Annotated in this window: 19 protein-coding genes; 14 read left to right on the top strand and 5 right to left on the bottom strand. The window is 73.0% G+C overall.

What is annotated here, in order from left to right:
- Window positions 1-746 precede the first annotated feature (746 nt).
- The 3 genes from ACIBTV_RS15750 (at window position 747) to ACIBTV_RS15740 (ending at window position 3,065) form a co-directional block, all read left to right on the top strand.
- Window positions 747-1,718, top strand: coding sequence for an ATP-binding cassette domain-containing protein (locus ACIBTV_RS15750; protein WP_396705351.1), 972 nt, complete (start codon window positions 747-749; stop codon window positions 1,716-1,718).
- A gap of 5 nt (window positions 1,719-1,723) precedes the next feature.
- Window positions 1,724-2,530 carry a class I SAM-dependent methyltransferase gene (locus ACIBTV_RS15745; protein WP_396705350.1) on the top strand — a complete coding sequence of 269 codons (807 nt, stop codon included), beginning with the start codon at window positions 1,724-1,726 and terminating at the stop codon, window positions 2,528-2,530.
- A gap of 154 nt (window positions 2,531-2,684) precedes the next feature.
- Window positions 2,685-3,065 carry a DUF2267 domain-containing protein gene (locus ACIBTV_RS15740; RefSeq protein ID WP_396705348.1) on the top strand — a complete coding sequence of 127 codons (381 nt, stop codon included), beginning with the start codon at window positions 2,685-2,687 and terminating at the stop codon, window positions 3,063-3,065.
- Between the two features lie 200 nt (window positions 3,066-3,265).
- Here the strand turns inward: ACIBTV_RS15740 and ACIBTV_RS15735 are convergent, their stop codons facing one another.
- Window positions 3,266-4,942: a DivIVA domain-containing protein gene (locus ACIBTV_RS15735; protein WP_396705346.1), complete on the bottom strand. Its 1,677-nt coding sequence runs from the start codon at window positions 4,940-4,942 to the stop codon at window positions 3,266-3,268.
- A gap of 332 nt (window positions 4,943-5,274) precedes the next feature.
- Between ACIBTV_RS15735 and ACIBTV_RS15730 the strand changes: the two genes are divergently transcribed.
- Window positions 5,275-6,066, top strand: a complete 792-nt coding sequence (locus ACIBTV_RS15730) for a maleylpyruvate isomerase family mycothiol-dependent enzyme (RefSeq protein ID WP_396705344.1) — start codon at window positions 5,275-5,277, stop codon at window positions 6,064-6,066.
- A 148-nt stretch (window positions 6,067-6,214) separates the two neighbouring features.
- Here the strand turns inward: ACIBTV_RS15730 and ACIBTV_RS15725 are convergent, their stop codons facing one another.
- On the bottom strand, window positions 6,215-7,246 hold the full coding sequence (locus ACIBTV_RS15725; protein ID WP_396705342.1) for a LacI family DNA-binding transcriptional regulator: 1,032 nt from the start codon (window positions 7,244-7,246) through the stop codon (window positions 6,215-6,217).
- 148 nt (window positions 7,247-7,394) lie between these two features.
- On the opposite strand from ACIBTV_RS15725, the gene ACIBTV_RS15720 reads away from it, so the two are divergent.
- The 7 genes from ACIBTV_RS15720 (at window position 7,395) to ACIBTV_RS15690 (ending at window position 15,375) form a co-directional block, all read left to right on the top strand.
- Window positions 7,395-8,600, top strand: coding sequence for an amino acid ABC transporter substrate-binding protein (locus ACIBTV_RS15720; RefSeq protein WP_396705340.1), 1,206 nt, complete (start codon window positions 7,395-7,397; stop codon window positions 8,598-8,600).
- A 6-nt stretch (window positions 8,601-8,606) separates the two neighbouring features.
- Entirely contained in the window at window positions 8,607-9,494 is an 888-nt protein-coding gene (locus ACIBTV_RS15715) for a branched-chain amino acid ABC transporter permease (RefSeq protein WP_396705338.1), read from the top strand.
- Between the two features lie 106 nt (window positions 9,495-9,600).
- Window positions 9,601-10,680: a branched-chain amino acid ABC transporter permease gene (locus tag ACIBTV_RS15710; protein WP_396705336.1), complete on the top strand. Its 1,080-nt coding sequence runs from the start codon at window positions 9,601-9,603 to the stop codon at window positions 10,678-10,680.
- Window positions 10,677-11,429: an ABC transporter ATP-binding protein gene (locus ACIBTV_RS15705; RefSeq protein WP_396705334.1), complete on the top strand. Its 753-nt coding sequence runs from the start codon at window positions 10,677-10,679 to the stop codon at window positions 11,427-11,429. Before ACIBTV_RS15710 ends, ACIBTV_RS15705 begins: the two co-directional genes overlap by 4 nt.
- Window positions 11,419-12,168 carry an ABC transporter ATP-binding protein gene (locus ACIBTV_RS15700; protein WP_396705332.1) on the top strand — a complete coding sequence of 250 codons (750 nt, stop codon included), beginning with the start codon at window positions 11,419-11,421 and terminating at the stop codon, window positions 12,166-12,168. Before ACIBTV_RS15705 ends, ACIBTV_RS15700 begins: the two co-directional genes overlap by 11 nt.
- Window positions 12,169-12,275: 107 nt before the next feature.
- The gene (locus tag ACIBTV_RS15695) at window positions 12,276-13,241 is read left to right on the top strand and encodes a LamG-like jellyroll fold domain-containing protein (protein WP_396705330.1); all 966 of its coding nucleotides are present in this window, start codon (window positions 12,276-12,278) and stop codon (window positions 13,239-13,241) included.
- A gap of 37 nt (window positions 13,242-13,278) precedes the next feature.
- Window positions 13,279-15,375 (top strand): PQQ-dependent sugar dehydrogenase, encoded by a 2,097-nt coding sequence (locus ACIBTV_RS15690; RefSeq protein ID WP_396705328.1) that lies wholly within the window; start codon window positions 13,279-13,281, stop codon window positions 15,373-15,375.
- 82 nt (window positions 15,376-15,457) lie between these two features.
- On the opposite strand, the gene ACIBTV_RS15685 is transcribed toward ACIBTV_RS15690, so the two are convergent.
- Window positions 15,458-16,486: a LacI family DNA-binding transcriptional regulator gene (locus tag ACIBTV_RS15685; RefSeq protein WP_396705326.1), complete on the bottom strand. Its 1,029-nt coding sequence runs from the start codon at window positions 16,484-16,486 to the stop codon at window positions 15,458-15,460.
- A gap of 223 nt (window positions 16,487-16,709) precedes the next feature.
- On the opposite strand from ACIBTV_RS15685, the gene ACIBTV_RS15680 reads away from it, so the two are divergent.
- The 3 genes from ACIBTV_RS15680 to ACIBTV_RS15670 all read left to right on the top strand — a co-directional run bounded on the left by ACIBTV_RS15680 (window position 16,710) and on the right by ACIBTV_RS15670 (window position 20,095).
- Entirely contained in the window at window positions 16,710-17,861 is a 1,152-nt protein-coding gene (locus tag ACIBTV_RS15680) for a Gfo/Idh/MocA family protein (RefSeq protein WP_396705324.1), read from the top strand.
- Between the two features lie 156 nt (window positions 17,862-18,017).
- Window positions 18,018-19,181 carry a dihydrodipicolinate synthase family protein gene (locus ACIBTV_RS15675; RefSeq protein WP_396705322.1) on the top strand — a complete coding sequence of 388 codons (1,164 nt, stop codon included), beginning with the start codon at window positions 18,018-18,020 and terminating at the stop codon, window positions 19,179-19,181.
- A gap of 92 nt (window positions 19,182-19,273) precedes the next feature.
- On the top strand, window positions 19,274-20,095 hold the full coding sequence (locus tag ACIBTV_RS15670; protein ID WP_396705370.1) for a sugar phosphate isomerase/epimerase family protein: 822 nt from the start codon (window positions 19,274-19,276) through the stop codon (window positions 20,093-20,095).
- 70 nt (window positions 20,096-20,165) lie between these two features.
- On the opposite strand, the gene ACIBTV_RS15665 is transcribed toward ACIBTV_RS15670, so the two are convergent.
- Both ACIBTV_RS15665 and ACIBTV_RS15660 read right to left on the bottom strand, forming a co-directional pair.
- Window positions 20,166-20,909 (bottom strand): amino acid ABC transporter ATP-binding protein, encoded by a 744-nt coding sequence (locus tag ACIBTV_RS15665; protein WP_396705320.1) that lies wholly within the window; start codon window positions 20,907-20,909, stop codon window positions 20,166-20,168.
- Window positions 20,906-21,685, bottom strand: a complete 780-nt coding sequence (locus ACIBTV_RS15660) for an amino acid ABC transporter permease (RefSeq protein ID WP_396705318.1) — start codon at window positions 21,683-21,685, stop codon at window positions 20,906-20,908. The genes ACIBTV_RS15665 and ACIBTV_RS15660 overlap by 4 nt, the downstream gene beginning before the upstream one ends.
- Between the last annotated feature and the right edge of the window lie 36 nt (window positions 21,686-21,721).

Below are 21,721 nucleotides of genomic sequence, written 5' to 3'. Positions count from 1 at the left end.
TGCAGACCCGGAAGCTCCTCACCATAAAACCACTTGAAGAACTCCGCCAGATCCTCAGAACTCTGAAAAGCAGGCACCGCGTCAACACCCCCACAACAGCGACGAAGGGGCCGAGCCACCTAACAACGGCGCAGTCCCACATAGATCAGGCAGAGACGACTTATGTTCGGCTCGAGATATTGCTGGAATTCATGTTCTTGGCAAGTGTCTCAGCGAGAAAGGCGGCCTTCCGAAGAACCTGGCCCAGGCCGTCCACGGACCTACCGTCGACACTCGACACTGAACGATCGGCCTCGATCATCTTGCGCAGCAGAAGTTCGCCAGAGAACCGCCCAAGGAGCGCTCGGCATTTTCGATTCTGCGTCTGGATGCCTTCAACAGGGCACTGATCACCCGGCTCGTGTCTGCGCCAACCTTGGGCATTACGACTCCTCCTTCCGAAGGTTGTTCGACGGCATCCTAGTACGGCAGCCGCCGTTTGAGATCTTGCTGGTGAACCGGGGTGGACGCGAGGCGGCCACCGCGTGGTCGTCTGCGCGTTGTGGACACAACTTCAGATCTTGCGGTGGCCGCGTGCCGCAGCGTAGCCGTCGGGCGGTGGAAGCGTGTGCTGGCTGGGGTGCTGGGGTGCTTCGCGGGCCGGTTCGGTCGGGTAGAGCGGCGCCGGGTGGCGGGGGAGTTCGTGACCGGGCTGCTGTCCGATCTTGAGGTCAAGACGTGTTGGCAGTTGGCGGAGAAGGCCGGACATGCATCGGCCGGATGCGATGCAGCGGTTGTTGTATCGGGCGGTGTGGGACGCCGACGGCGTCCGCGACGATCTGCGGCAGTTGGTCACCGGCCGGTTCGGTGCCCCGGACGCGGTTCTGGCCGTCGCCGAGACCGGTGACCCGAGAGCACGTGACCGACCACCAGGACTCGGCTGGCTGCTGGTCGTGGTCGCGGTGGTGGTCGGCGCGCTGCTGCTGGTGCTGCGGACCGGACGTGACGACGAGGCCCGGCTGCGGGCCAGCGGCCACCGGGTGGCGGCCCACCTCGCCGGCACGCACGTCGCCGCCGGGGCGATCGCCGGCGGCGCCGGGTCGCTGCTCGTGGCCCAGCAGTACGTCTCACTGGCCGACTTCGCCTTCGACGCCTCGGCTCTGCTGCTGCTCGGCGTGGTGATCGACGGCACCGCGTCGGTCGGCGGGGCCCTGACCGCCGCCGAGCACCTGGTCCTGGCGGCCGCGCCCTGGCGGGCCGCCACCTCGGGGGGTGAGGGCTGGACGGTCACCCGGATCCTGGACCTGCTGCCCCGCCTGGCGGTGCGGCTGCGGCACCGCGGCGACCAGCTCTCCGGCGGCGAACAGCAGATGCTGGCGATCGCCCGGGCGCTGCTCGGCCAACCCCGGGTGCTGCTGCTCGACGAGCCCTGCGAGGGGCTCGCCCCCGACCTCGCCGACCGGGTCCGCGGCCTCGTCGGCGGGATGGCCGCCACCGGCCTGACCGTGCTGCTGGTCGAGCAGCAGCTCCACCACGCCATCGAGGTCGCGGACCGGGTCGCGGTGCTCGAGTACGGACGGCTGGTCTACGACCGTCCCACCACCGAGGCCCGCGCCGACCCGGCGGCGCTCGCGGAGATGCTGAGCATCGCCACCGTCGCGACGCCACCGGCTCCGGGTTCGGCGGCCGGGTTGCGGGCCGCAACCCCGCAGGTCCCACGACCCCCTTCGGAAGGGTGATCACGATGCCGACGGACATCATCGACAACGCGTACGCGTTCGACAACGCCGCCGCCGACGCGGTGCCCCAGCTGCGCGCGCTGGAGGAGTTCCTCGACCCGATCACGATGCGCCGCCTCGCGCCGCCGGTGCTCGCCCCGGCCGCCCACTGCTGGGAGGTGGGCGCCGGCGGCGGCTCGGTCGCCCGCGGCCTGGCCTGGGCGGTCGGCGTGGAGGGCCGGGTGCTCGCCACCGACATCGACACCGCCCGGCTGACCCCGATGGCCAACCTCGACGTCCGCCGGCACGACGTGCGCACCGACCTGCCGCCGGGTGACGCGTTCGACCTGGTCCACGCCCGGCTGGTCCTGCTGCACCTGCCGGAGCGCCGGCGCGTCCTCCGGGCGTTGGTCGGGGCGCTCGCGCCCGGCGGCTGGCTGGTGGTGGAGGAGTTCGACTGCACCGCGCCGCTGCGGGTGCTCACCGCACCGAACGACGACGCGGCGAAGCTCTTCGGCCAGGTCACCGACGCGATGCTCGGCATCCTGCAGGGCCACGGCGCCGACCTGACGTGGGCTCAGGACGTGCACGCGGAGATGGCCCGGGTCGGGCTGGTCGAGGTCGATACCGTCACCCACGCGCAGAGCTGGGCCGGCGGATCCAGCGGAGCCTCGCTCTACGAGACCAACTCCCGCCAGCTCGAACCGGAGCTGCTGGACGCCGGCTTCACCCCCGGCCAGCTGGAGGTGTTCCGCAAGCTGCTGCGCGACCCGGCCTTCGCCGTGATGTCGTACCAGTTCGTGTCGACGCGCGGCCGGCGCGAACCCCGGTAGCCGCCCTCCCGAGACGTCGGCGTCGGCGGGGGCGGCGATTACCCGCCCCCGCCGGCCCCGGCGTGCCAGACTTCGGGGAGGCGGAGACGTCCCCCTGTCGCCCGTCGCTCCCTCCGGCCCGGTTGCCCGATCAACGGTCAGGAAGGGAGCGCACGTGAAATACCACGAGTTCGTCGCCGCCGTACGGGAACGCGGCGAGTACGCCAGCGCGGCGGAGGCCGAGGGGGTCATCCGCGCGGTGCTCAGCGTCCTCGCCGCGCGACTGACCCCGGGCGAGGCCCGCGACCTGGCGTCCCAGCTGCCCCAGGGCGTCGCCGAGATCCTCGAGGAGCAGCACGAGCCGACCCTGCAACTGTCGGTGCAGGAGTTCCTGAACCGCATCGCCGCCGGCACCGGGGCGACGACGCGCACCGCCCAGTGGGACGCCGGCGCCGTGCTGTCGACGGTCGCGGACGCGGTGACCTGGGGTGAGCTCAACGACGTGATCACCCAGCTGCCGTCCGGCTACGCCGCGCTCTTCGGCACCGAGGCGTGAGGTGACGGGCGGCGGGTGACGGGCGGCGGGGGGCCGCCCCCCCCCCGCGGCGGGGCGGGGCCCCCCCCCCCCCCCCCCCCCCCCCCCCCCCCCCCCCCCCCCCCCCCCCCCCCCCGGGGGCCCCCGGGGGGGTTGGGGGGGGGGGGGGGGGCGCGGGGGGCGCCCCCCCCCCCCCCGGGGGGGGGCCCCCGGCGCCCCGATCACGCCTGCTCCGCGACCCCCGCGTCGGCCCGCCGACCGCTCGGCTGGAACATGTCGATCCGCGACTCGGCGGGCGGGATCATGTCGACGCGCCGCTCGGCCGCCTCGAAGAGACTGACCCGCGGCTCACCGTCGCTCGCCTCGTCGACCGGCTGGTCGTCGTGCTCCGCCTCGCCTGCCCGCGGCCCGCCACCGGCCGGGTCACCGGCCCGCCGATCCTCGGCGTCGACCCCGGCCGGTCGCCCGTTCGGGTCCGCGTCGGGCCGCCGCTCCGCGGCCACCGCGCTCTCCGGATGCCGTTCGTCGCCCACACCGCCGGCCCGCTGCTCGTCGCCCTCGGTCTCCTCCGGACGCCGTACGGCCGTCTCGGTCTCCCCGGCCGGCCGATCCGCCGCCGAGCGCGGCGCCACCATCGGGTACTCGGCGGTCGCGACGCCGCCCGCGGCGGCCGCCATCACCGCGGCCGCCGCGAGGTCGGCCACCCGCTTGGCCTCGCGCTGCACCCGGGCCCGGACGTCCTTGGCGTGGCGCTCGGCCGAGTCCGCCGCCCGCCGCGCCGCGTCCAGCCGCTCGACCTCCGAGCTGAGCTCCCGGCGGATCTCGTCGAGGCGCTGGCGCACCTGACCCAGCTCACGCTCCGCCTCCGCCTGCTCGTGACGCGACTCGGCGAGCTGCTGCCGGGCGCTCTCCAGGTCGGCCTGCATCTGCGCGACGGTCTGCTGCCGGGTCGAGAGCTCCTGCTGCACGACGGTCAGCCGCTCCTGGTGCTGGGCGATCTGCTCGTCCGCCCGCTGGCGCACCTCGGTGGCGTACTGCTGTGCCTCGGCGATGAGCGAGCCGATCGTCTGCTCCGCGGCGTTGCGCTGGCCGGCGATCTCCCGCTCGGCCGCGGCCCGCTGCTCGGCCAGGTCCTGCTCGGCCGCGGCCCGGCGCTCGTTGACATCCCGTTCGATGTTGGCCTGCCACTGGGCCAGCTCCTGCTGGCTCTTGGTGCGCGCCGCCTGGAGCTCCTGCTGGATCTGCGTCCGGGCGGCGCGGGTCAGCGCCTCCGAGGCCGCCCTGGCCTGCTCGATCTGCTGGGCGCTCTGCTCGGCGATCCGCTTCGCCTCCTGGCGGGCACGCTCGTGGGCGGCCTCACCGTCGGCGCGCAGCTTCTCCGCCGCGTCGCGGATCTCGGCGAGCTCGGTCTCCACCGTGGTGCGTCGCTCCTCGTACGCCTTCTCCTGCTCGTCGCGGCGCGCCGCCAGCTCCTCCTCCAGCTCCTGCAGCGCGCGTGCGGTGCGTTCCCGCGCCTCGACGAGCGTCCGCTCCGCCTCGGCGTGCAGCTCGTCGGCGCGCTGCGCGGCGGTCTCGCTGATCGCCGCGGCCTGCTTCTCCGCGAGCGCGAGGATCTGGTCGACCATCGGACCGAGGTCACGGAACGACGCGCGATCCAGCTGGGCCGGGCGCTGGCGCAGCTCGGCCAGCTCGGTGTGCAGCTGCTGGATCTGGCCGGTCAGCTCCCGGGCCTGGCCGCCGGCCCGGTCCCGCTCGGCCGCCAGCGCCGCCAGCTGGCCGTTGACCTGCTCGACGTACCAGTCGACCTGCCGCTTGTCGTAGCCCCGCCGCGTCAGCTCAAAGGTGGGTCGCGAGACCCCGACCTCGCGTGCCGCGAACGGCTCGTCGCCGTTGGACATCCGCCATCCTCCGTACCATCCCGAGCGCCCTGTCGCCCGCGGGCCATGATGAGGCGCAACGCTACCGGGACGCCGGTGGTGTCCGTCCGCCCGGCCCGGTCATCCCGCGGCGCATCCGGTCGGTCGCGGTGCGTCACCGACCAGGGGTCGCCCCGGCTCGGATGATCGGGCCTCGGGCGTTCCCGGGAACGAGGGCGTCGACAGTGGATGCGGCGAGATCGTCGGGGTCCGTGTCGTCGGCCGTGGGCTGCGGCATGATGGTTCCCGGCGTCGGCCACCGGCCCGGTCCGCGGTCGCGGAGCGTGTCGGCACGGATCAGCGACAGGAGAACGATGACCACGACCGCGGACCAGACGATCGCCGCACTGCGCAGCGGGCACGACGCGCTCGCCGCCTTCGTCCGCAAACTCGGTCCGGACGACCTGGTCCGGCCGTCCGGGGCCGCCGAGTGGACGGTGTCGCAGGTGCTCAGTCACCTCGGCAGTGGCGCCGAGATCAACCTGGCGGCGCTGCGGGCGGCCCGGGCGGGGGATCCCGCGCCCGGTGGGGACTTCAACCCGACGGTGTGGGCGCGGTGGGACGCGATGCCGCCCGCCGAGCACGCCGCCGGCTTTCTCGACGCCAACGAGCGGCTGGTCGAGGCGTACGAGGCGTTGGACCCCACCGCCCGGGCGGAGCTGCGTGTCGACCTGGGCTTCCTGCCCGAGCCGGTGGATGTCGCCACCGCCGCCAGGATGCGTCTGAGCGAGTTCGCCCTGCACCGGTGGGACGTCGAGGTCGGGTTCGACCCGGCCGCGACGGTGGCCGCCGACGCGGTGCCGCTGCTGCTCGACCAGGTCGGCGCGATGCTCGCCTGGACCGGTCGACCGGACGTGCTCGGTGGCCGGCGGGCCGTGGTCGCCGTGCGGCTGCACGACCCGGAGCGGACGTACGGGCTGCGGCTGGGCGAGCGGGTCGAGTTGACCGACGCCCCGGAGCGGTCGGACGGTGAGCTGGCGGCGCCGGCCGAGGCGTGGCTGCGCCTCACGGTCGGCCGGCTCGGCCCGCGCTACACGCCGGAGGGTGTGCAGGTGACCGGCGCGGTCGACCTCGACGAGCTGCGCGGCGTCTTCCCCGGCTTCTGACGGGAGGCCCCCCGGCGGCGGGCCGGCTCCGGGCGACCGGGGGCGGCCCGCGGCGCCGGCCGGTCAACCGGCGGCTCGCCCGGATGCCGGCCCGTCGCTCGCCGGCGGCCGTCCGCTGTCGATCGATGACCAGGGTGGCGTGCCCGGGTCAGGCCGGCGCCGGGCCGGTGGAGTCGCGGATCACGAGGGTGTGGCCGGTGGAGCGGCGGCGCGGTCGGGTCGTGCGCGGCTTGAGCGCGAGGGCGAGCGCCATCCGGCCCATGTCGGTCATCGGCAGCCGGACGGTGGTGAGGCTGGGGGCCAGGTCGGCGGCGACGGAGACGTCGTCGAACCCGACCACCGACATCCGCTCCGGCACCGGAATGCGGTGGGCCCGTAGCACCGCCAGCACGCCCATCGCCATCGCGTCGTTGAGCGCGATGATGGCGGTCGTGCCCGGGTGTTCGGCGAGGATCCGCTCGGCCGCGACCCGGCCACCCTCGCGGGTGAAGTCGGTGTGCACCACGGGAAGGTCGGCGAGGTCCAGGCCGTGGCGTTGCATCGCGGCGGCCACCCCGGCGAGCCGGTCGGCGACGGTGGTCAGGCCCTCGGTGCCGGCCGCGACGGCGATGCGCCGGTGCCCCAGCCCGAGCAGGTGCTCGCCGAGGGTCCGCCCACCGGCCTCGTTCTCCGGCAGCACCGCGTCGGCGCCGAGCGAGTGGCGGCCGATGACGGCGACGCGGCCACCCAGGTTCTGGTACGCCGACAGCTCCGCCCTGGTCTCCGCCTCCACCCGGTGGTCGGTGTAGCCGGAGCCGGCGATGAGGATGATGCCGACCCGCTGGGCGATGAGGTGGCGGATCTGGCGCAGCTCGAACTCGGGGTCGCGCCCGGAGTGGCAGATCTGCACGAGCAGCCCCTGCTCGGCGGCGACCTGGATGACCCCGCCGGCGATCTCGGAGAAGTAGGGGTCGTCCACCTGGTGCACCACCAGGCCCACTGTGGAGCTCGCTCCGCCGGCCAGGGTGCGGGCGTAGGGGTTGGCCACGTAGCCCAGCTCCTGGGAGACCCGCCGCACTCGGTCGGCGACCTCCTTGCTGACCCCGTCGCGGCCGGCGAGCGCGCGCGAGGCGGTCGCCAGTGACACGCCGGCCCGCTCGGCCACGTCGACGAGGCGCAACCTCGACCCAGGCTTGGGCATCTGTAACGCTCCCGAAATACATCGATGCTGACGCGTCTTCGGCTATTGCCAGTGACGTAGCCCACAGCCTAGAGTACGAAAGCGCTTTCGCAAGCGCTTCCAGCCCGGTGCAAAGGAGCGTCCGAGGATGTCCACCCGGTTGACAAGAATGAGATGGGCAACGGCGGTCGGCGCGACGATGGCCCTCGCGCTGGGCGCCTGCAGCGGGGGCGACGGTGGGGGTTCCGCCTCCGGCGACGATCCGATCGTGGTCGGCATCTCGCTGCCGCTGACCGGAGACTTCTCCGAGCCCGGCAAGGGCGTGCAGCGCGGCTACCAGGCCTGGGCGAAGATCGTCAACGACAAGGGCGGGCTCCTGGGCCGCCCGGTGGAGCTGAAGATCCTCGACGACCAGTCCAACGCCGACCGGGTCGTCTCCGACTACGAGCAGCTCATCGGCCAGGACCAGGTCGACGTCGTGGTGGGTCCCTTCTCGACCCGGCTCGTCGTGCCGGCCGCCCGGGTCGCCGAGGAGTACGGCATGCTGTTCGTCGAGCCCGCGGGCGCGGCGAAGGAGGTCTTCGAGCAGGGCTTCAAGAACCTCTTCTACGCCGCCCCGGCGGTGGCCGACGACCACTACAACCACCTGGCGGAGCACATCCTCGCCCTTCCGCCGGGCCAGCGGCCGACCACCGCGGCGTACGCGGCGATGGACGACCCGTTCGCGCAGGGCACCGCGTACGGTCTCAAGGAGAAGCTGGCGGCCGGTGGCATCCGCACGGTCGTGGACGAGGTCTACCCGCCGAACACCACCGACTTCAGCGGCATCGCCGCGAAGATCGCCTCCTCGAAGGCGGACATCGTGGTCGGTGGTTCGCAGTACCAGGACGGCGTGAACCTGATCGTCGCCCTCCAGCAGCTCAACTACCAGCCGAAGCTGGCCGCGTTCTCCACCGCGCCGACCAGCCCCGAGTTCGCGGCTGCCATCGGCAACAAGACCGAGGGCATCCTGGCGCCCACCGGCTACACCCAGAAGGCGCCCTACCCGAGCAACGTCGAGTTCGTCGAGAAGTACACCGCCCAGTTCGGCTCGCCGCCGGAGGAGGACGAGGCGAACGCGTACACCACCGGCCAGGTCGTCGCCGCCGCGATCACCGCGGTGGGCTGCGCCGAGCAGGGGGACTGCCAGAAGAAGCTGATCGAGTGGGTCCGCGGCAACACGGTGGAGACCGTCGTCGGTCCGCTGAGCTGGGACGCCACCGGCAAGCCGAAGGGCGCGCACATGATCCAGCAGTGGGTCAAGGGGGAGATCCAGATCGTGCTCCCCGCCGACGCCAAGGAAGCCGACTTCGTCTTCCCGAAGCCGGCCTGGTAGGCGCGGATGTCCTCCGGTGCGCTGATCTTCCAGAGCGTCATCCTGGGGTTGCTCCTCGGTGGGCTCTACGCCCTGCTGGCCTCGGGGCTGACGCTCTACTTCGGAATCATGCGGGTGGTGATGATCGCCCACTCGGCGTTCCTCATCCTCGCCGCGTACCTGGCCTGGTGGTGGCACAGCCGGCTCGGCGTCGACCCGCTGCTGTCGCTGGTCGTCACGGTTCCGCTGTTCTTCGGCGCGGGCGTGCTGCTGCAACGGCTGCTGCTGTCCCGGCTGCGCGCGGCGACCCTCACCATGATGTCGGTGCTGCTCACCTTCGCCATCGCGGTGATGATCGAGGGCCTGCTGGGGTACGCGTTCACCGGCACCCAGCGGCGCATCCAGCTCGGCTACGGCTCGGCGAACATCGAGCTGTTCGGCGCCCGGATCGCGGTGGTGAAGCTGATCGCGTTCGGCCTCGCCGCCGCCGCGCTGCTGACGCTCTGGCTGCTGCTCAAGAAGACGACGTTCGGCTGGGCGCTGCGGGCGACCATCCAGCACCGCGACGCGGCCCGGCTGGTCGGAATCGACACCGACCGGGTGGCGGGCTTCGGCTTCGGCCTCGGCCTGGCCAGCGCGGCCGTCGGCGGCACCGCCCTGGCCCTGGACACGACCATCTACCCGTCGCTGCACTGGCACTGGATCGGCCCGCTGATGGCGATCATCGTGGTCGGCGGGTTGGGCAGCGTGCCGGGCGCGGCGGCCGCCGCGATGGTGCTCGGCCTGACGCAGAGCCTGTTGCAGATCCCGCTGAACACCACCTGGGCGCAGACCGTCTTCTACCTCGCGCTCTTCGCCACGCTGGCGTTCCGCCCGCAGGGATTCTTCGGAGGTCGGCTTGCCCAGCGCTTCTGACCCCACGCCGACGACGGCCGGCACAGCGACGACGGCCGGCACAGCGACGATGGCCGGCACGGCGACGGCCGGCGGCGCGAGAGCGCCCCGGGTGACCGTCGGGCGGGTGGCGAAGGGGGTCGCTCTCCTGGCGCTCGTCGCGGTGGCGCTCGCGTTCCCGTCGCTGGCACCCAACCCGTACATCCTCTCGGCCGGCATCCTGGTGCTGAACTACGCGGTCCTGTCGACCTCGTGGAACTTCGTCGGCGGGTTCACCGGCTACATCTCGCTCGGGCACGGCGCGCTGGCCGGGCTGGGCGCGTACGGCACCGGCCTCCTGGTCACGAAGGCCGGCCTGCCGAGCTTCCTGGCCCTGGCGGTCGCGGCCCTGCTGGTGGCGGCCCTGGCGGTGCCGATCGGCTACGCGGCGCTGCGGGTGCGCGGCGCCTCCTTCGTGATCGTGTCGATCGCGCTGGTGCTGGTCCTGCTGCTGGTGTTCCAGAGCTGGGCGTCGTTCACCGGCGGGTCGCGGGGACTGGTCGTGCCGCGGCCCTTCCCCGACCTGCTGCGCCCGGAACACCACCGGGTCTTCTGGTTCCTCTTCGCGGCCCTGCTCGCGCTCGCGCTACTGGTGTGGTGGGTCCTCGACCGCTCCCGGTTCGGCCTGGGCCTGAAGGCGATCCGGGAGGACGAGGACAAGGCCGAGGCGCTGGGCACCCCGACGTTCACCTACAAGCTGGTGGTCTTCGTGATCTCCGCCGGCTTCACCGCCTCGGCGGGCGGCCTCTACGCCCTCTGGTTCGGTGACCTCGACCCGGTCTTCCAGTTCTCCATCCTCACCGGGTCGTACATGGTGCTGATGGCGCTGCTCGGCGGCGTGCGCAACCTGTTCGGCCCGCTGCTCGGCGCCGTGGTCGTGGGGACCGCGTTGGAGTACTTCAAGGTCGAGTACGGCAACACGCCGCTGCACCTGGTCGCCACCGGCCTGCTGCTCGCGCTCGTCGTGCTGTTCATGCCGGACGGGGTGCTGCCGGCGATCGCCGCGCAGGTCCAGCGGTTCCGGCCGGCCCAGCACTCGATCCGCGAGGTGACCGCCGCGCAGCTGCGCGAGCAGCGGCAAGGCGGCGACACGGACGGCACGCCGCCCGAACTGGCCGCCGCGGGCAACGGCGCACCGGGCACGACGTCGGCGAGGGAGCGGTCATGACCGAGCGGAACGGGAGCGGGCCGGCGCTGCGCACCGAGGGCCTGACCAAGGCGTTCGGCGGTGTGGTGGCCCTGGACGGCGCGAGCGTGACCTTCCGGCACGGCCAGGTCAACGCGCTGATCGGCCCCAACGGCTCCGGCAAGACGACGTTCTTCAACTGCGTCACCGGGATGATCCGCGCCGACGGCGGTCGCACCACCTACCGGGGGCGTGACATCACCCGGGCCACGCCGCACGCGATCGCGCATGCCGGCGTCGGCCGGACGTTCCAGCTGTGCCGGGTCTTCCCCCGGATGTCCGCGCTGGACAACGTCCTCGCCGCCGTACGACCGGTGGGGTTGCTCGGGCAGCTGCGCGGCGCGCACGGCCGGGCGGAGGTCGATCGGGCGCGGAGCTGGCTGACCCGGCTGGGCATCGAGCACCTCGCCGACGTGGAGGCCCGCGCCATGTCCTGGGGGCAGCAGAAGCTGTTGGAGCTGGCCGGCGTCCTGATGAGCGACCCGGAGACCGTCCTGCTCGACGAGCCGGCGGGCGGGGTCAACCCGGCGCTGCTCGACCGCATCGGCGGCCTCGTCCGCGAGCTCAACGCCGAGGGGCGCACCTTCGTGATCGTCGAGCACAACATGGACCTCGTGATGAGCATCAGCGACCACATCGTGGTCTTCGACCGCGGCCGGCCCATCGCGGAGGGCCCGCCGTCCGTCATCCGCTGCGACGAACGCGTGCTGGGGGCCTACCTTGGCGTCTGAGATCGAACTCATCGACATCCAGGCCGGCTACGGGCGGGCCGCCCCGGTGCTGCGCGGTCTGACCGTCGCCGTGCCGGCCGGCACGATCGTCTGCCTCGTCGGCCCGAACGGCGCCGGCAAGTCGACCGTGCTGAAGGTGGCGAGCGGCCTGCTCGCGCCCCGCTCCGGACGGATCCTGGTCGGTGGCCGGGAGGTCACCGGCCAGGGCCCGCAGCGGATGCTCGCCGCCGGGGTCGCGCACGTCCTGCAGGGGCACAGCGTGTTCCGGGAGATGACGGTGGCCGAGAACGTGCTCCTCGGCGGCTACACGCTGAAGAACAAGGCGTTCATCGCCGAGCGGGTGGAGTTCGTCAAGGAGCTCTTCCCGGTGGTGGCCGACCGGTGGGACAGCCTCGCCGGGCTGCTCTCCGGCGGCCAGCAGAAGCAGGTCGAGTTCGCCCGCTCGCTCATGGTGGACCCGAAGGTCGTCCTGTTGGACGAGCCGTCGATGGGGCTCGACCCGAAGGCCACCGCCACGGTCTTCGAGCAGGTCGTCCGGATGCGCGACGCCGGCACCGCCGTGCTGCTGGTCGAGCAGAACGCCCGGCGCGCGTTGGAGACGGCGGACCTCGGCTGCGTGCTCGACCTCGGCCGGGTGCACATCTCCGGCCCGGCGTCGGAGCTGCTGGCCGACCCGCAGCTCGGTGAGCTCTATCTCGGCGGGCGGCCCGCCGAGCCCCCGGTCACCCCGAAGGCCTGATCCGATCGGCACCACCGCACCACCGACATAGGTGGGCCCGGCGCGGCCGGTAAGCGCTTACCGGCCGCCCGGGCCGACGAGGTTCGTGGCACAGAGAGGTGTACGCGATGTCGAGACCACGACGCGTCGCCGCCGCGACCGCCGCCCTCGTGGCGGCCGGTCTGCTGGCGGGCGCCGCGGCACCACCCGCCGCGGCCGGCCAGCCCGGCCCGCGCGACGTCCACCCGTCCCTGCGAGAGAACCTGGTCGCCTTCTACGACTTCGACCACCCGGTCCCCGGCGACCCGGCGTTGGAACGCGACCAGGGCCGCTCGGGCACCGAGATCGAGCTGGTCAACGGGGGCGCCCAGATGCGCGTCCACGACCGGGCGTACGCCGGCAGCGGCCGGGCGCTGCAGACTCGGCAGGTCGAGCCGACCGTCGCCGGCAACGACGACTGGAAAGCCGGCACCTGGTCGACCAGCGGTGTCCGCACGCTGCGGCCATTCAACGCCGTGGCCGGCGCCACCGTCATGGGCTGGTTCAAGATGGGCATGACCAGCCCTCGGCCGAACTCCACCACCGCCAACCCCGACGACCTGTTCAACGCGATCGGGCTCGCCGGGGTGCTGACCGGCGACTCCGACGGTCACGGCGTCCGGGCGCTGCTCGAACTCATCGACGTCAACGGGGAGCTGCGGCTGGTCGCGCTGGGCCGGCGGCTCGACGGCGGCAACTCGCAGACGTACGCGGCCAACGAGGACTGGCGCCGGCTGCTCCCGGTGGGCGAGTGGGTGCACCTGACCGCCACGTTCGACTTCGCCACGGGCGCCATGGCCCTCTACCGCAACGGCGAGCCGCTGGCCGGGTTCTACACCCGTACCGACGACCCGTGGTCGGTCGGCGGCCCCGGGCCGCACGTCAGCACCGCCACCGACCCCCGCGGCATCAAGATCGGCGGGAGCTATCCGCAGGACACCCGGGAGCAGAACCCGTGCGACTGCCGGATGGACTCGCTGATGTTCCTCGACCGCGTCGTCTCGGCCGGAGACGTCGAGAAGCAGTACCGGCACATGACCGCCCGCCGGCACTGACCCGCCCCCACCACCCGTCCCCGAGAATGGAGTGACCGTGCGCATCTCCACTCGTAGCGCGCGCAGATCGGCGACCACCGCCGTGCTCGCGGCCGCCGCCCTCACCCTGTCCCTGCTGGTCGGGCCGCCCGCCCAGGCCGCCGACCCGATCTACGACCCGATCCCCGAGGCGCAGATCCAGAGCCGCCTCGGGCTCGTCCTGAGCGAGTACGCCTCCTTCCCGAAGTCGGAGCCGACGCCCGCCCCGACCGACCAGCGGCTCGTGCGGCAGGCCCGGATCAACACCATCATGGAGATCCCGGACGGCTCCGGCCGTCGGGCTGTACCGGACCTCAACGGCCGGCTCTACGTGGTCCGCAACGGTGTGCCGCACGTCTACCTCGACGTCGCCGCGGCCTTCGCGCCCGAGTTCTTCTCCGGCCGTGGTCTCGGCCAGGGCTTCGGCTACGTGGCGTTCCACCCGGACTTCAAGCGCAGCGGCAAGTTCTACACCGTCCACACCGAGCAGGCGTCGCTGGCGACCGAGGTGCCCGACTGGTCGCAGACCGGCACCATCTACCACGGTGTGATCACCGAGTGGACGGCCAGCGACCCCGCCGCCGACACCTTCGCCGGCACCCGCCGCGAGGTGCTGCGCATCGGTTTCGGCGGCCAGGTCCACGGCATCCAGGAGATCAACTTCAACCCGACCGCGAAGAAGCGCGACGCCGACTACGGCATGCTCTACATCGCTGCCGGCGACGGCGGGCTCGGCGTCCGCAACACCGACCCGCAGAACCTGGCGCTTCCGCACGGCAAGCTGCTGCGGATCGACCCGCTGGGCACCAACGCGGCCAGCCGGCGGTACGGGATCCCGCCGTCGAACCCGTTCGTCGGCCGGGCCGGGGCGCTCGGCGAGATCTACGCGGTCGGATTCCGGGATCCGCACCGGTTCAGCTGGGACCGGCAGACCGGCAAGCTGTACCTCGGCCACATCGGTGAGCACGCCATCGAGGCGATCTACGAGGTGCGGGCCGGCGACAACTTCGGGTGGAGCGAGCGCGAGGGGGCGTTCGTCTTCGACAAGGCGTCCACCCGCCCGTGCGACAAGCTCTTCCCGCTGCCCGAGGACGACGCGCAGCACGGCTACACCTACCCGGTGGCCGCGTACGACCACGACCCGGCGCCGGGCTGGAACTGCACCTCGGACGTCGGGGTCGCGGTGGCCGGTGGCTTCGTCTACCGGGGCCGGGACGTGCCGGCGCTGCGCGGCAAGTACGTCTTCGGTGACCTGGTCGACGGGCGCGTGCTCTACACCGAGGCCAAGGAGATGCGGCGCGGGCAGGGCCTGGCCCCGATCCACCGGCTGGCCCTCTTCGACACCGCCGGCAACCCGGTGCGGATGCAGGACCTGTCCGGCGTCGGCGCGCCCGGCGACCCGAACCGGGTGGACCTGCGCTTCGGCACCGACGCGCAGGGTGAGCTGTACATCCTCGCCAAGGCCAACGGCAAGGTGTGGAAGGTGACCGGCACGCGGGAGTTCGCCGCCACGAAGCCCGGCAACACCAAGGTCAAGGACACCATGCGGCCGAGCAACTGGGCCCCGGTGACCCCGTCGAAGTGGCAGTTCACCGGCGAGCAGGTCATCCTCGCCGAGGCGGGCGTGCAGCGGCCAGGCCCGCGCCGGCCGTTCGAGTACGCCGTGCTCACCGCCGGGCCGGAGTTCGGCGCCGTGGACGTCACCGCCGAGGTGCGGCTGGACACGCCGGTCGAGGTGACCAACCGGGACGTCATCATCGTCTTCGGCTACCGGTCGGACACGGAGTTCTACTACGCCCACGTGTCGACGGACAACACGATCCTGCCGCACAACGGCATCTTCAAGGTCAACAACGCGGACCGGGAGCGCATCGACCACCAGTGGAACGGCCGCTCCCGTGGCGCCGCCCCGGCCATCGTGGACGCCGACTGGCACACCGTCCGGGTCCGGCACCTGCCGGCGACCGGGGAGATCGCGGTCTATCTCGACGGGGCGAAGGACCCGCTGATGACCGCGAAGGACACCACGTTCGGCTCGGGCCGGGTGGGCTTCGGCTCGTTCGACAACGTCGGGCGGATGCGTGACCTCACCGTACGCGGCACGCCGGCGACCTGACCGGCCGCCGGCCGGGCGGGGGAGCGGCGGCAGCGTGGCCGCCGCTCCCCACCCGGGGTGGCCCGGCCGGCCGCGGATCGGCTCAGGACGGTGCGCGGGGAGTGCTGGCCCGGACCACCACCTCGCCGCCGACCCGGCGCACGCGGGGACGCGCGACGTCGTCCTCAAGGGCCAGGCGGACGGCGAGCGCGCCGATCTCCTCCAGGGGGATCCGCACGGTGGTCAGCCCGGGGTTCACGTCGCGCAGGGTGGCGATGTCGTCGAAGCCGGCGACGGCCATCGTGGTCGCCGGCTCCAGACCCCGGTCGCGCATCGCGGCCATCGCGCCCACGGCCATCACGTCGTTGACCGCGAACACACAGGTCACATCGGGCTCCCGGTCGAGCAGCCGGTGCATGGCGTCGTAACCGCCGTCGCGGGTGAACGGCCCGGGCACGATGTGGTCCGGGTCGAGCCGGCCGCCCCGCCGGGTCAGCGCGTCGCGGAAACCGGCCACCCGCTCGTCCGCGGTGAGCAGGTCGCCCGGGCCGCCGAGCACCGCGAACCGGCGGTGACCGAGGTCGTGCAGGGCCTCGCCGAGGTTCCGCGCGCCGCCGTGGTTGTCGATCGAGATGGTGTCGACCGGAAGCCGGGGCTGGCTCACGGCCACGGCCCGGCCGCCCTCGGCCTCGAACGCGGCCAGCTCGTCGGCGAGCCGGTCGGTGGCGGCGCGGTCGTCGGTGCGGCTGCCGACGACGATCACCACGCTGGCCCAGTGTCGCCGGAACGCGCCGACGTAGTCGGTCTCCGCGCCCGGTCTCCGTTGGGTGCTGGCCATGGTGACCAGCAGGCCGTTCGCCCCCGCCTCGCGCATCACACCGGCGGCGACGGCGGAGAAGTAGGGGTCGGCGATGTCGTGCAGCGACAGGCCGACGATGTCGGTCCGGCCCCGGGCCATCGCCTGCGCGTGCGCGTTGGGGGAGTAGCGCAGCTCGGCCGCGGCGCGGAGCACCCGCTCGCGCAGCTTCTCTCCCACCACCCGGTTGGCGCTGCCGTTCAGGGCCCGGGAGGCGGTGGCCAGCGACACTCCGGCGTGGCGCGCCACGTCGTGCAGCGTGACGGAACCGGTCACGGAACCTGTCCTTCCCGAACTCGATCGCGGGCGGAGATCGCGTGCCGCCAGCGTAGGAATCCCCGGATCGACCGTCAAACCGTGGACTGGGCCGTTGGCCTGCTGGTCCACGCCCCGGTCGTACCGTCGTCGCCGCCCCCGACCGTCCACGGTGGACGGCTCTTGCCCTGGCGGCGGACTCTGCCATACCGTTCCGGTAAGCGCTTTCCCAAGGAGGTCGTCGATGGCCGCTCGCAAGCTCGGCGTGGTGATGAACGGGGTGACCGGCCGGATGGGTTACCGGCAGCACCTCGTGCGATCCGTCCTCGCCATCCGGGAGCAGGGCGGCGTCGCGCTCTCCGACGGCACCCGCGTGCAACTCGAACCCCTGCTCGTCGGCCGGAACGAGACGAAGCTGCGGGAGATCGCCGAACGCCACGACCTGCCCCGCTGGACCACCGACCTGGACGCCGCCCTGGCCGACGCCGACTTCCCGGTCTACTTCGACGCCCAACTCACCCAGGTCCGGGAGAAATCCCTGATCAAGGCGATGGACGCCGGCCGCCACGTCTACACCGAGAAGCCCACCGCCGAGTCACTCACCGGCGCGCTCGACCTCGCCCGGCACGCCCGCCGCGCCGGGGTTAAGAACGGTGTGGTGCACGACAAGCTCTACCTGCCCGGGCTGCTGAAGCTCAAGCGGCTGGTCGACGGCGGGTTCTTCGGCCGGATCCTGTCCGTGCGCGGCGAGTTCGGCTACTGGGTCTTCGAGGGTGACTGGCAGCCGGCACAGCGTCCGAGCTGGAACTACCGCGCGCAGGACGGCGGCGGCATCGCGCTGGACATGTTCCCGCACTGGAGCTACGTGCTGGAGAACCTCTTCGGCCCGGTGCGGGCGGTTACCGCGCGGGTCGTCACGCACATCCCGCACCGCTGGGACGAGCAGGGCAAACGCTACGACGCCACCGCCGACGACGCCGCGTACGCCATCTTCGAACTCGACGGCGGCATCGTCGCGCAGGTCAACTCGTCCTGGGCGGTGCGGGTCAACCGGGACGAGCTGGTGGAGTTCCAGGTCGACGGCACCGACGGCAGCGCGGTCGCCGGGCTGCACCGCTGCCGGGTGCAGCCGCGGGCGGTCACCCCGAAGCCGGTGTGGAACCCGGATCTGGTCGAGACCCAGCGGTTCCGGGACCAGTGGCAGGAGGTGCCCGACAACGCGGTGCTCGACAACGGCTTCAAGGCCCAGTGGGAGCAGTTCGTCCGGCACGTCGTCGAGGACGCGCCCAACCCGTACGACCTGCTGTCCGGCGCGCGTGGCGTCCAGCTCGCCGACGCCGGCCTGCGCTCCTCGCGGGAGGGCCGCCGCGTCGAACTGCCGGAGCTGACGTCATGAGCGAGCGCAGCGAGCGAATCGTCGGGCACAGGGTGTTTGTGCCTCAGGCCGGCGCCGACCGAAGGGAGGTGCCGGTATGAGCAGGCGTAGCGAGCGAATCGTCGGGCACAGGGTGTTTGTGCCTCAGGCCGGCGCCGACCGAAGGGAGGTGCCGGCATGAGCGCGGTGGTGTGGTTGCCGCGCGGCGACGGGTCGCTGGAGGAGCGCCGGCTCGCCGAGCCGGCGCGCCGGGACCGGCCCGTCACCCCGATCACGTCGCGGGTCGCGTTCGCCGCGGCGCACGTGGTGGCCGACCCGTTCGGCGACAACGTGCCGGGCGCGCCGGCGGCGGTGGACTGGGAGTCCACTCTCGCGTTCCGCCGGCACCTCTGGTCGTACGGGCTCGGGGTGGCCGAGGCGATGGACACCGCCCAGCGCGGTATGGGGCTCGACTGGGCGACCACCCGCGAGCTCATCGACCGCAGTGCCGCCGCCGCCCGCGAGGTCGGTGGCCGCATCGCGGCGGGCGCCGGCACCGACCACGTTCCCGCCGACCTGGCCACGCTGGACGAGGTCACCGCCGCCTACGAGGAGCAGGCCGAGGTCGTGGAGGCCAGCGGGGCGCAGGTCATCCTGATGGCCAGCCGGCAACTGGCCCGACTCGCCGGTGGTCCCGAGGACTACGCGAAGGTCTACGACCGGCTGCTCACCCAGGTGTCCCGTCCGGTGATCCTGCACTGGCTCGGGCCGATGTTCGACCCGGCGCTGAACGGCTACTGGGGTTCGGCGGATATCCCCACGGCCACCGCGGCGCTGCTCGACCTGATCCGCCGGCACGCGCACCGGGTCGACGGGGTGAAGGTGTCGCTGCTCGACGCCGGGCACGAACGGGAGCTGCGGGCCGCCCTGCCCGCGGGCGTACGCCTCTACACCGGTGACGACTTCAACTACCCGGAGCTGATCCGGGGAGACCGCACCCATCACAGTGACGCCCTGCTCGGCATCTTCGCGGCGATCGCGCCGGCCGCGTCCGGTGCCCTGCAGGCGCTGGACCGGGGCGACCTGGCCGGCTACGACGCGGCCTTCGCGCCGACGGTGCCGCTGGCCCGGCACATCTTCGGCACGCCGACCTGGTACTACAAGACGGGCATCGCGTTCCTGGCCTGGCTCAGCGGCCACCAGCCGGGCTTCACGATGGTCGCCGGGTTGCAGAGCGCCCGCGGCGTGGTGCACCTCGCCGACCTGGCCCGCCTCGCCGACGACGCCCGGCTGCTGCCCGACCCGGACCTCGCCGCCGCGCGGCTGCGCGCGTTCCTCGACGTCGCCGGGGTGACCCGGTGACCGGCCCGGTGCGGTCCACCGTGGACGACGCCGTCGACGTGCCCTCGGGGCGGCCGGCCCGGACGGCGACGCCGGCGCCCGGTGACCCGGGACTGGCCCGGCTCTCCCTCAACCAGAAGACCACCGACCGGTGGTCGGTGGCCGAGGCGGTCGCCGGCTGCGTACGGGCCGGCCTGCCCGCGATCGGCCTGTGGCGCGAACCGGTGCAGGCGATCGGCACGGCCGCCGCCGCGCGCCTCGTCGCCGCCGCCGGGCTGCGCGTGTCCTCCCTGTGCCGGGGCGGGTTCCTCACCGCCGCCGACCCGTCCGGCCGGGCCCGCGCGCTGGACGACAACCGGCGCGCCATCGAGGAGGCCGCCGAGGTGGGCGCCGCCTGCCTGGTCCTGGTGGTCGGCGGGCTGCCGGAGGGCTCCCGTGACCTGGCCGGGGCACGCGAGCGGGCCGCCGACGGGATCGCCGAGCTGGTCCCGTACGCGGCCCGGCACGGCGTGCGGCTCGGTCTGGAGCCCATGCACCCGATCTTCTGCGCCGATCGGGGCGTGCTCTCCACCCTCGGCCAGGCCCTCGACCTCGCCGAGCGGTTCCCGGCGGAGCAGGTCGGCGTGGTCGTCGACACCTTCCACGTCTGGTGGGACCCGGACGTCCTGCCCCAGATCGCGCGTGCCCGGGGCCGGATCGTGAGCTTCCAGGTCTGCGACTGGATCACCCCGCTGCCGCCGGACGCCCTGCTCTCCCGGGGCATGATGGGTGACGGGCACATCGACTTTCGGCTGCTGCGCCGGGCCGTCGAGGCGGCCGGCTACTCCGGGGACATCGAGGTGGAGATCTTCAACGCCGACGTGTGGGCCGCCGATCCCGACGCGGTCGTGGCGACGCTGAGCCGCCGCCACGTGAGCGAGGTGCTCGACGGCTGAGCGGCGTGGCCGGGCCCCGACAGCGCCACGGCCGCGCCGGGGCCCGGCCACGAGGGCGACCGGGCCGGGCTCAGAGCACCTGGGAGAGGAACCGGCGCAGTCGCGGGTGCCCGGCCGCCTCGAAGATCGCCGCTGGCTCGCCGGTCTCCAGCACCACCCCACGGTCCATGAAGGCCACCGTGTCGGCGACCTCCCGGGCGAAGCCCATCTCGTGGGTGACCACCACCATGGTCATGCCGCCGGACGCGAGGTCGGCCATCACGCCCAGCACACCCTTGACGAGCTCCGGGTCCAGCGCGCTGGTCGCCTCGTCGAAGAGCATCACCTGGGGCTGCAGGGCCAGGGCACGCGCGATGGCGACGCGCTGCTGCTGCCCGCCGGACAGGTGCGCCGGCCGGGCGTCGGCCTTGGCGGCCAGCCCGACGAGGTCCAGCTGGGCCCGGGCGACGGCGACCGCCTCCTCCTCGGGCAACCGCCTGATCCGGCGCAGCGCGAGGGTGACGTTGCGCAGCACCGTCATGTGCGGGAAGAGGTTGAACTGCTGGAACACCATCCCGACGCGCTGCCGCAGGGCGTCCGGGTCGTCGGCCAGCACGCTGCGCCCGTCGAGCAGCACGTCGCCACGGTCCGGCTCGATGAGCCGGTTGATGGTCCGCAGCAAGGTCGACTTGCCGGAGCCGGACGGTCCGATGACGCAGGCCGTCTCGCCGCGCGCCACGTCCAGGTCCACTCCGCGCAGCACCCGGTGGGAGCCGAAGGCGAGGTGGACGTCGCGGACGCCCAGGCTGACCGAGGTGCTGGTGTCGGTGCTCATCGTTGACTCCCTCCGGCCGCGCCGGGCAGCGCCAAATCGGCGTCGTCGATGTCGTCGGCCGGAGCCCCGGCCGGGCGGCCGTGCCGCAGTCGCCGGTCGATCGCGTTGACCACGTGGGTCAGCGGCACGGTGAGCGCCAGGTAGAAGAGTCCGGCCAGCAGGAGCGCGGACTCGTTGCCGGTGGTCGCCGCGTAGTCCTGACCGATCCGGAACAGCTCCCGCTCGCTGGCCACCAAGCCGAGGAAGTAGACCAGGCTGGAATCCTTGATCAACGCGATGAGCTGGTTGACCCAGGCGGGCAGGACCCGGCGTACGCCCTGCGGGATGATCACCACCCGCATCGCCTCACCCCAGGAGAAGCCGAGCGCGCGGGCGCCCTCCAACTGGGCCGCCTCGACCGACTGGATGCCGGAGCGGAAGATCTCTCCGATGTAGGCGGCGGCGATCAGCGACAGCGCCAGGATGCCCAGCGGGTACGGGTCGGGACCCCACACCTGCATCCCGAGCGGGGCCAGCCCGACGCCGATCAGCAGGATCGTCGCGGCCGCCGGCAGGCCCCGGAACACGTCGGTGTAGACGCGGGCCGGCCAGCGCAGCCAGCGGGTGCGGGTGATGCCGGCGACCGCCAGCAGCAGGCCCAGCACCGAGCCGAGCAGGGCGGCGGAGACCGCCAGGATCAGCGTGTTGGGCAACCCGACGGTCAGCATCTCGGGTAGCGCCTCGCGCATCGACTCCCAGTCGAAGAACGTCTCCCACAGGGTGCGCAACGGATCCATCAGGTTCCTCTCCTACCGCCCCGCTCGCTCGTACTC

Source organism: Micromonospora sp. NPDC049366 (assembly GCF_044466625.1).
In the GTDB taxonomy this organism is placed as follows: Bacteria; Actinomycetota; Actinomycetes; order Mycobacteriales; family Micromonosporaceae; genus Micromonospora.
The sequence above is the reverse complement of the archived record's forward strand: the minus strand, read 5'-3'. Positions and strand labels throughout refer to the sequence as shown.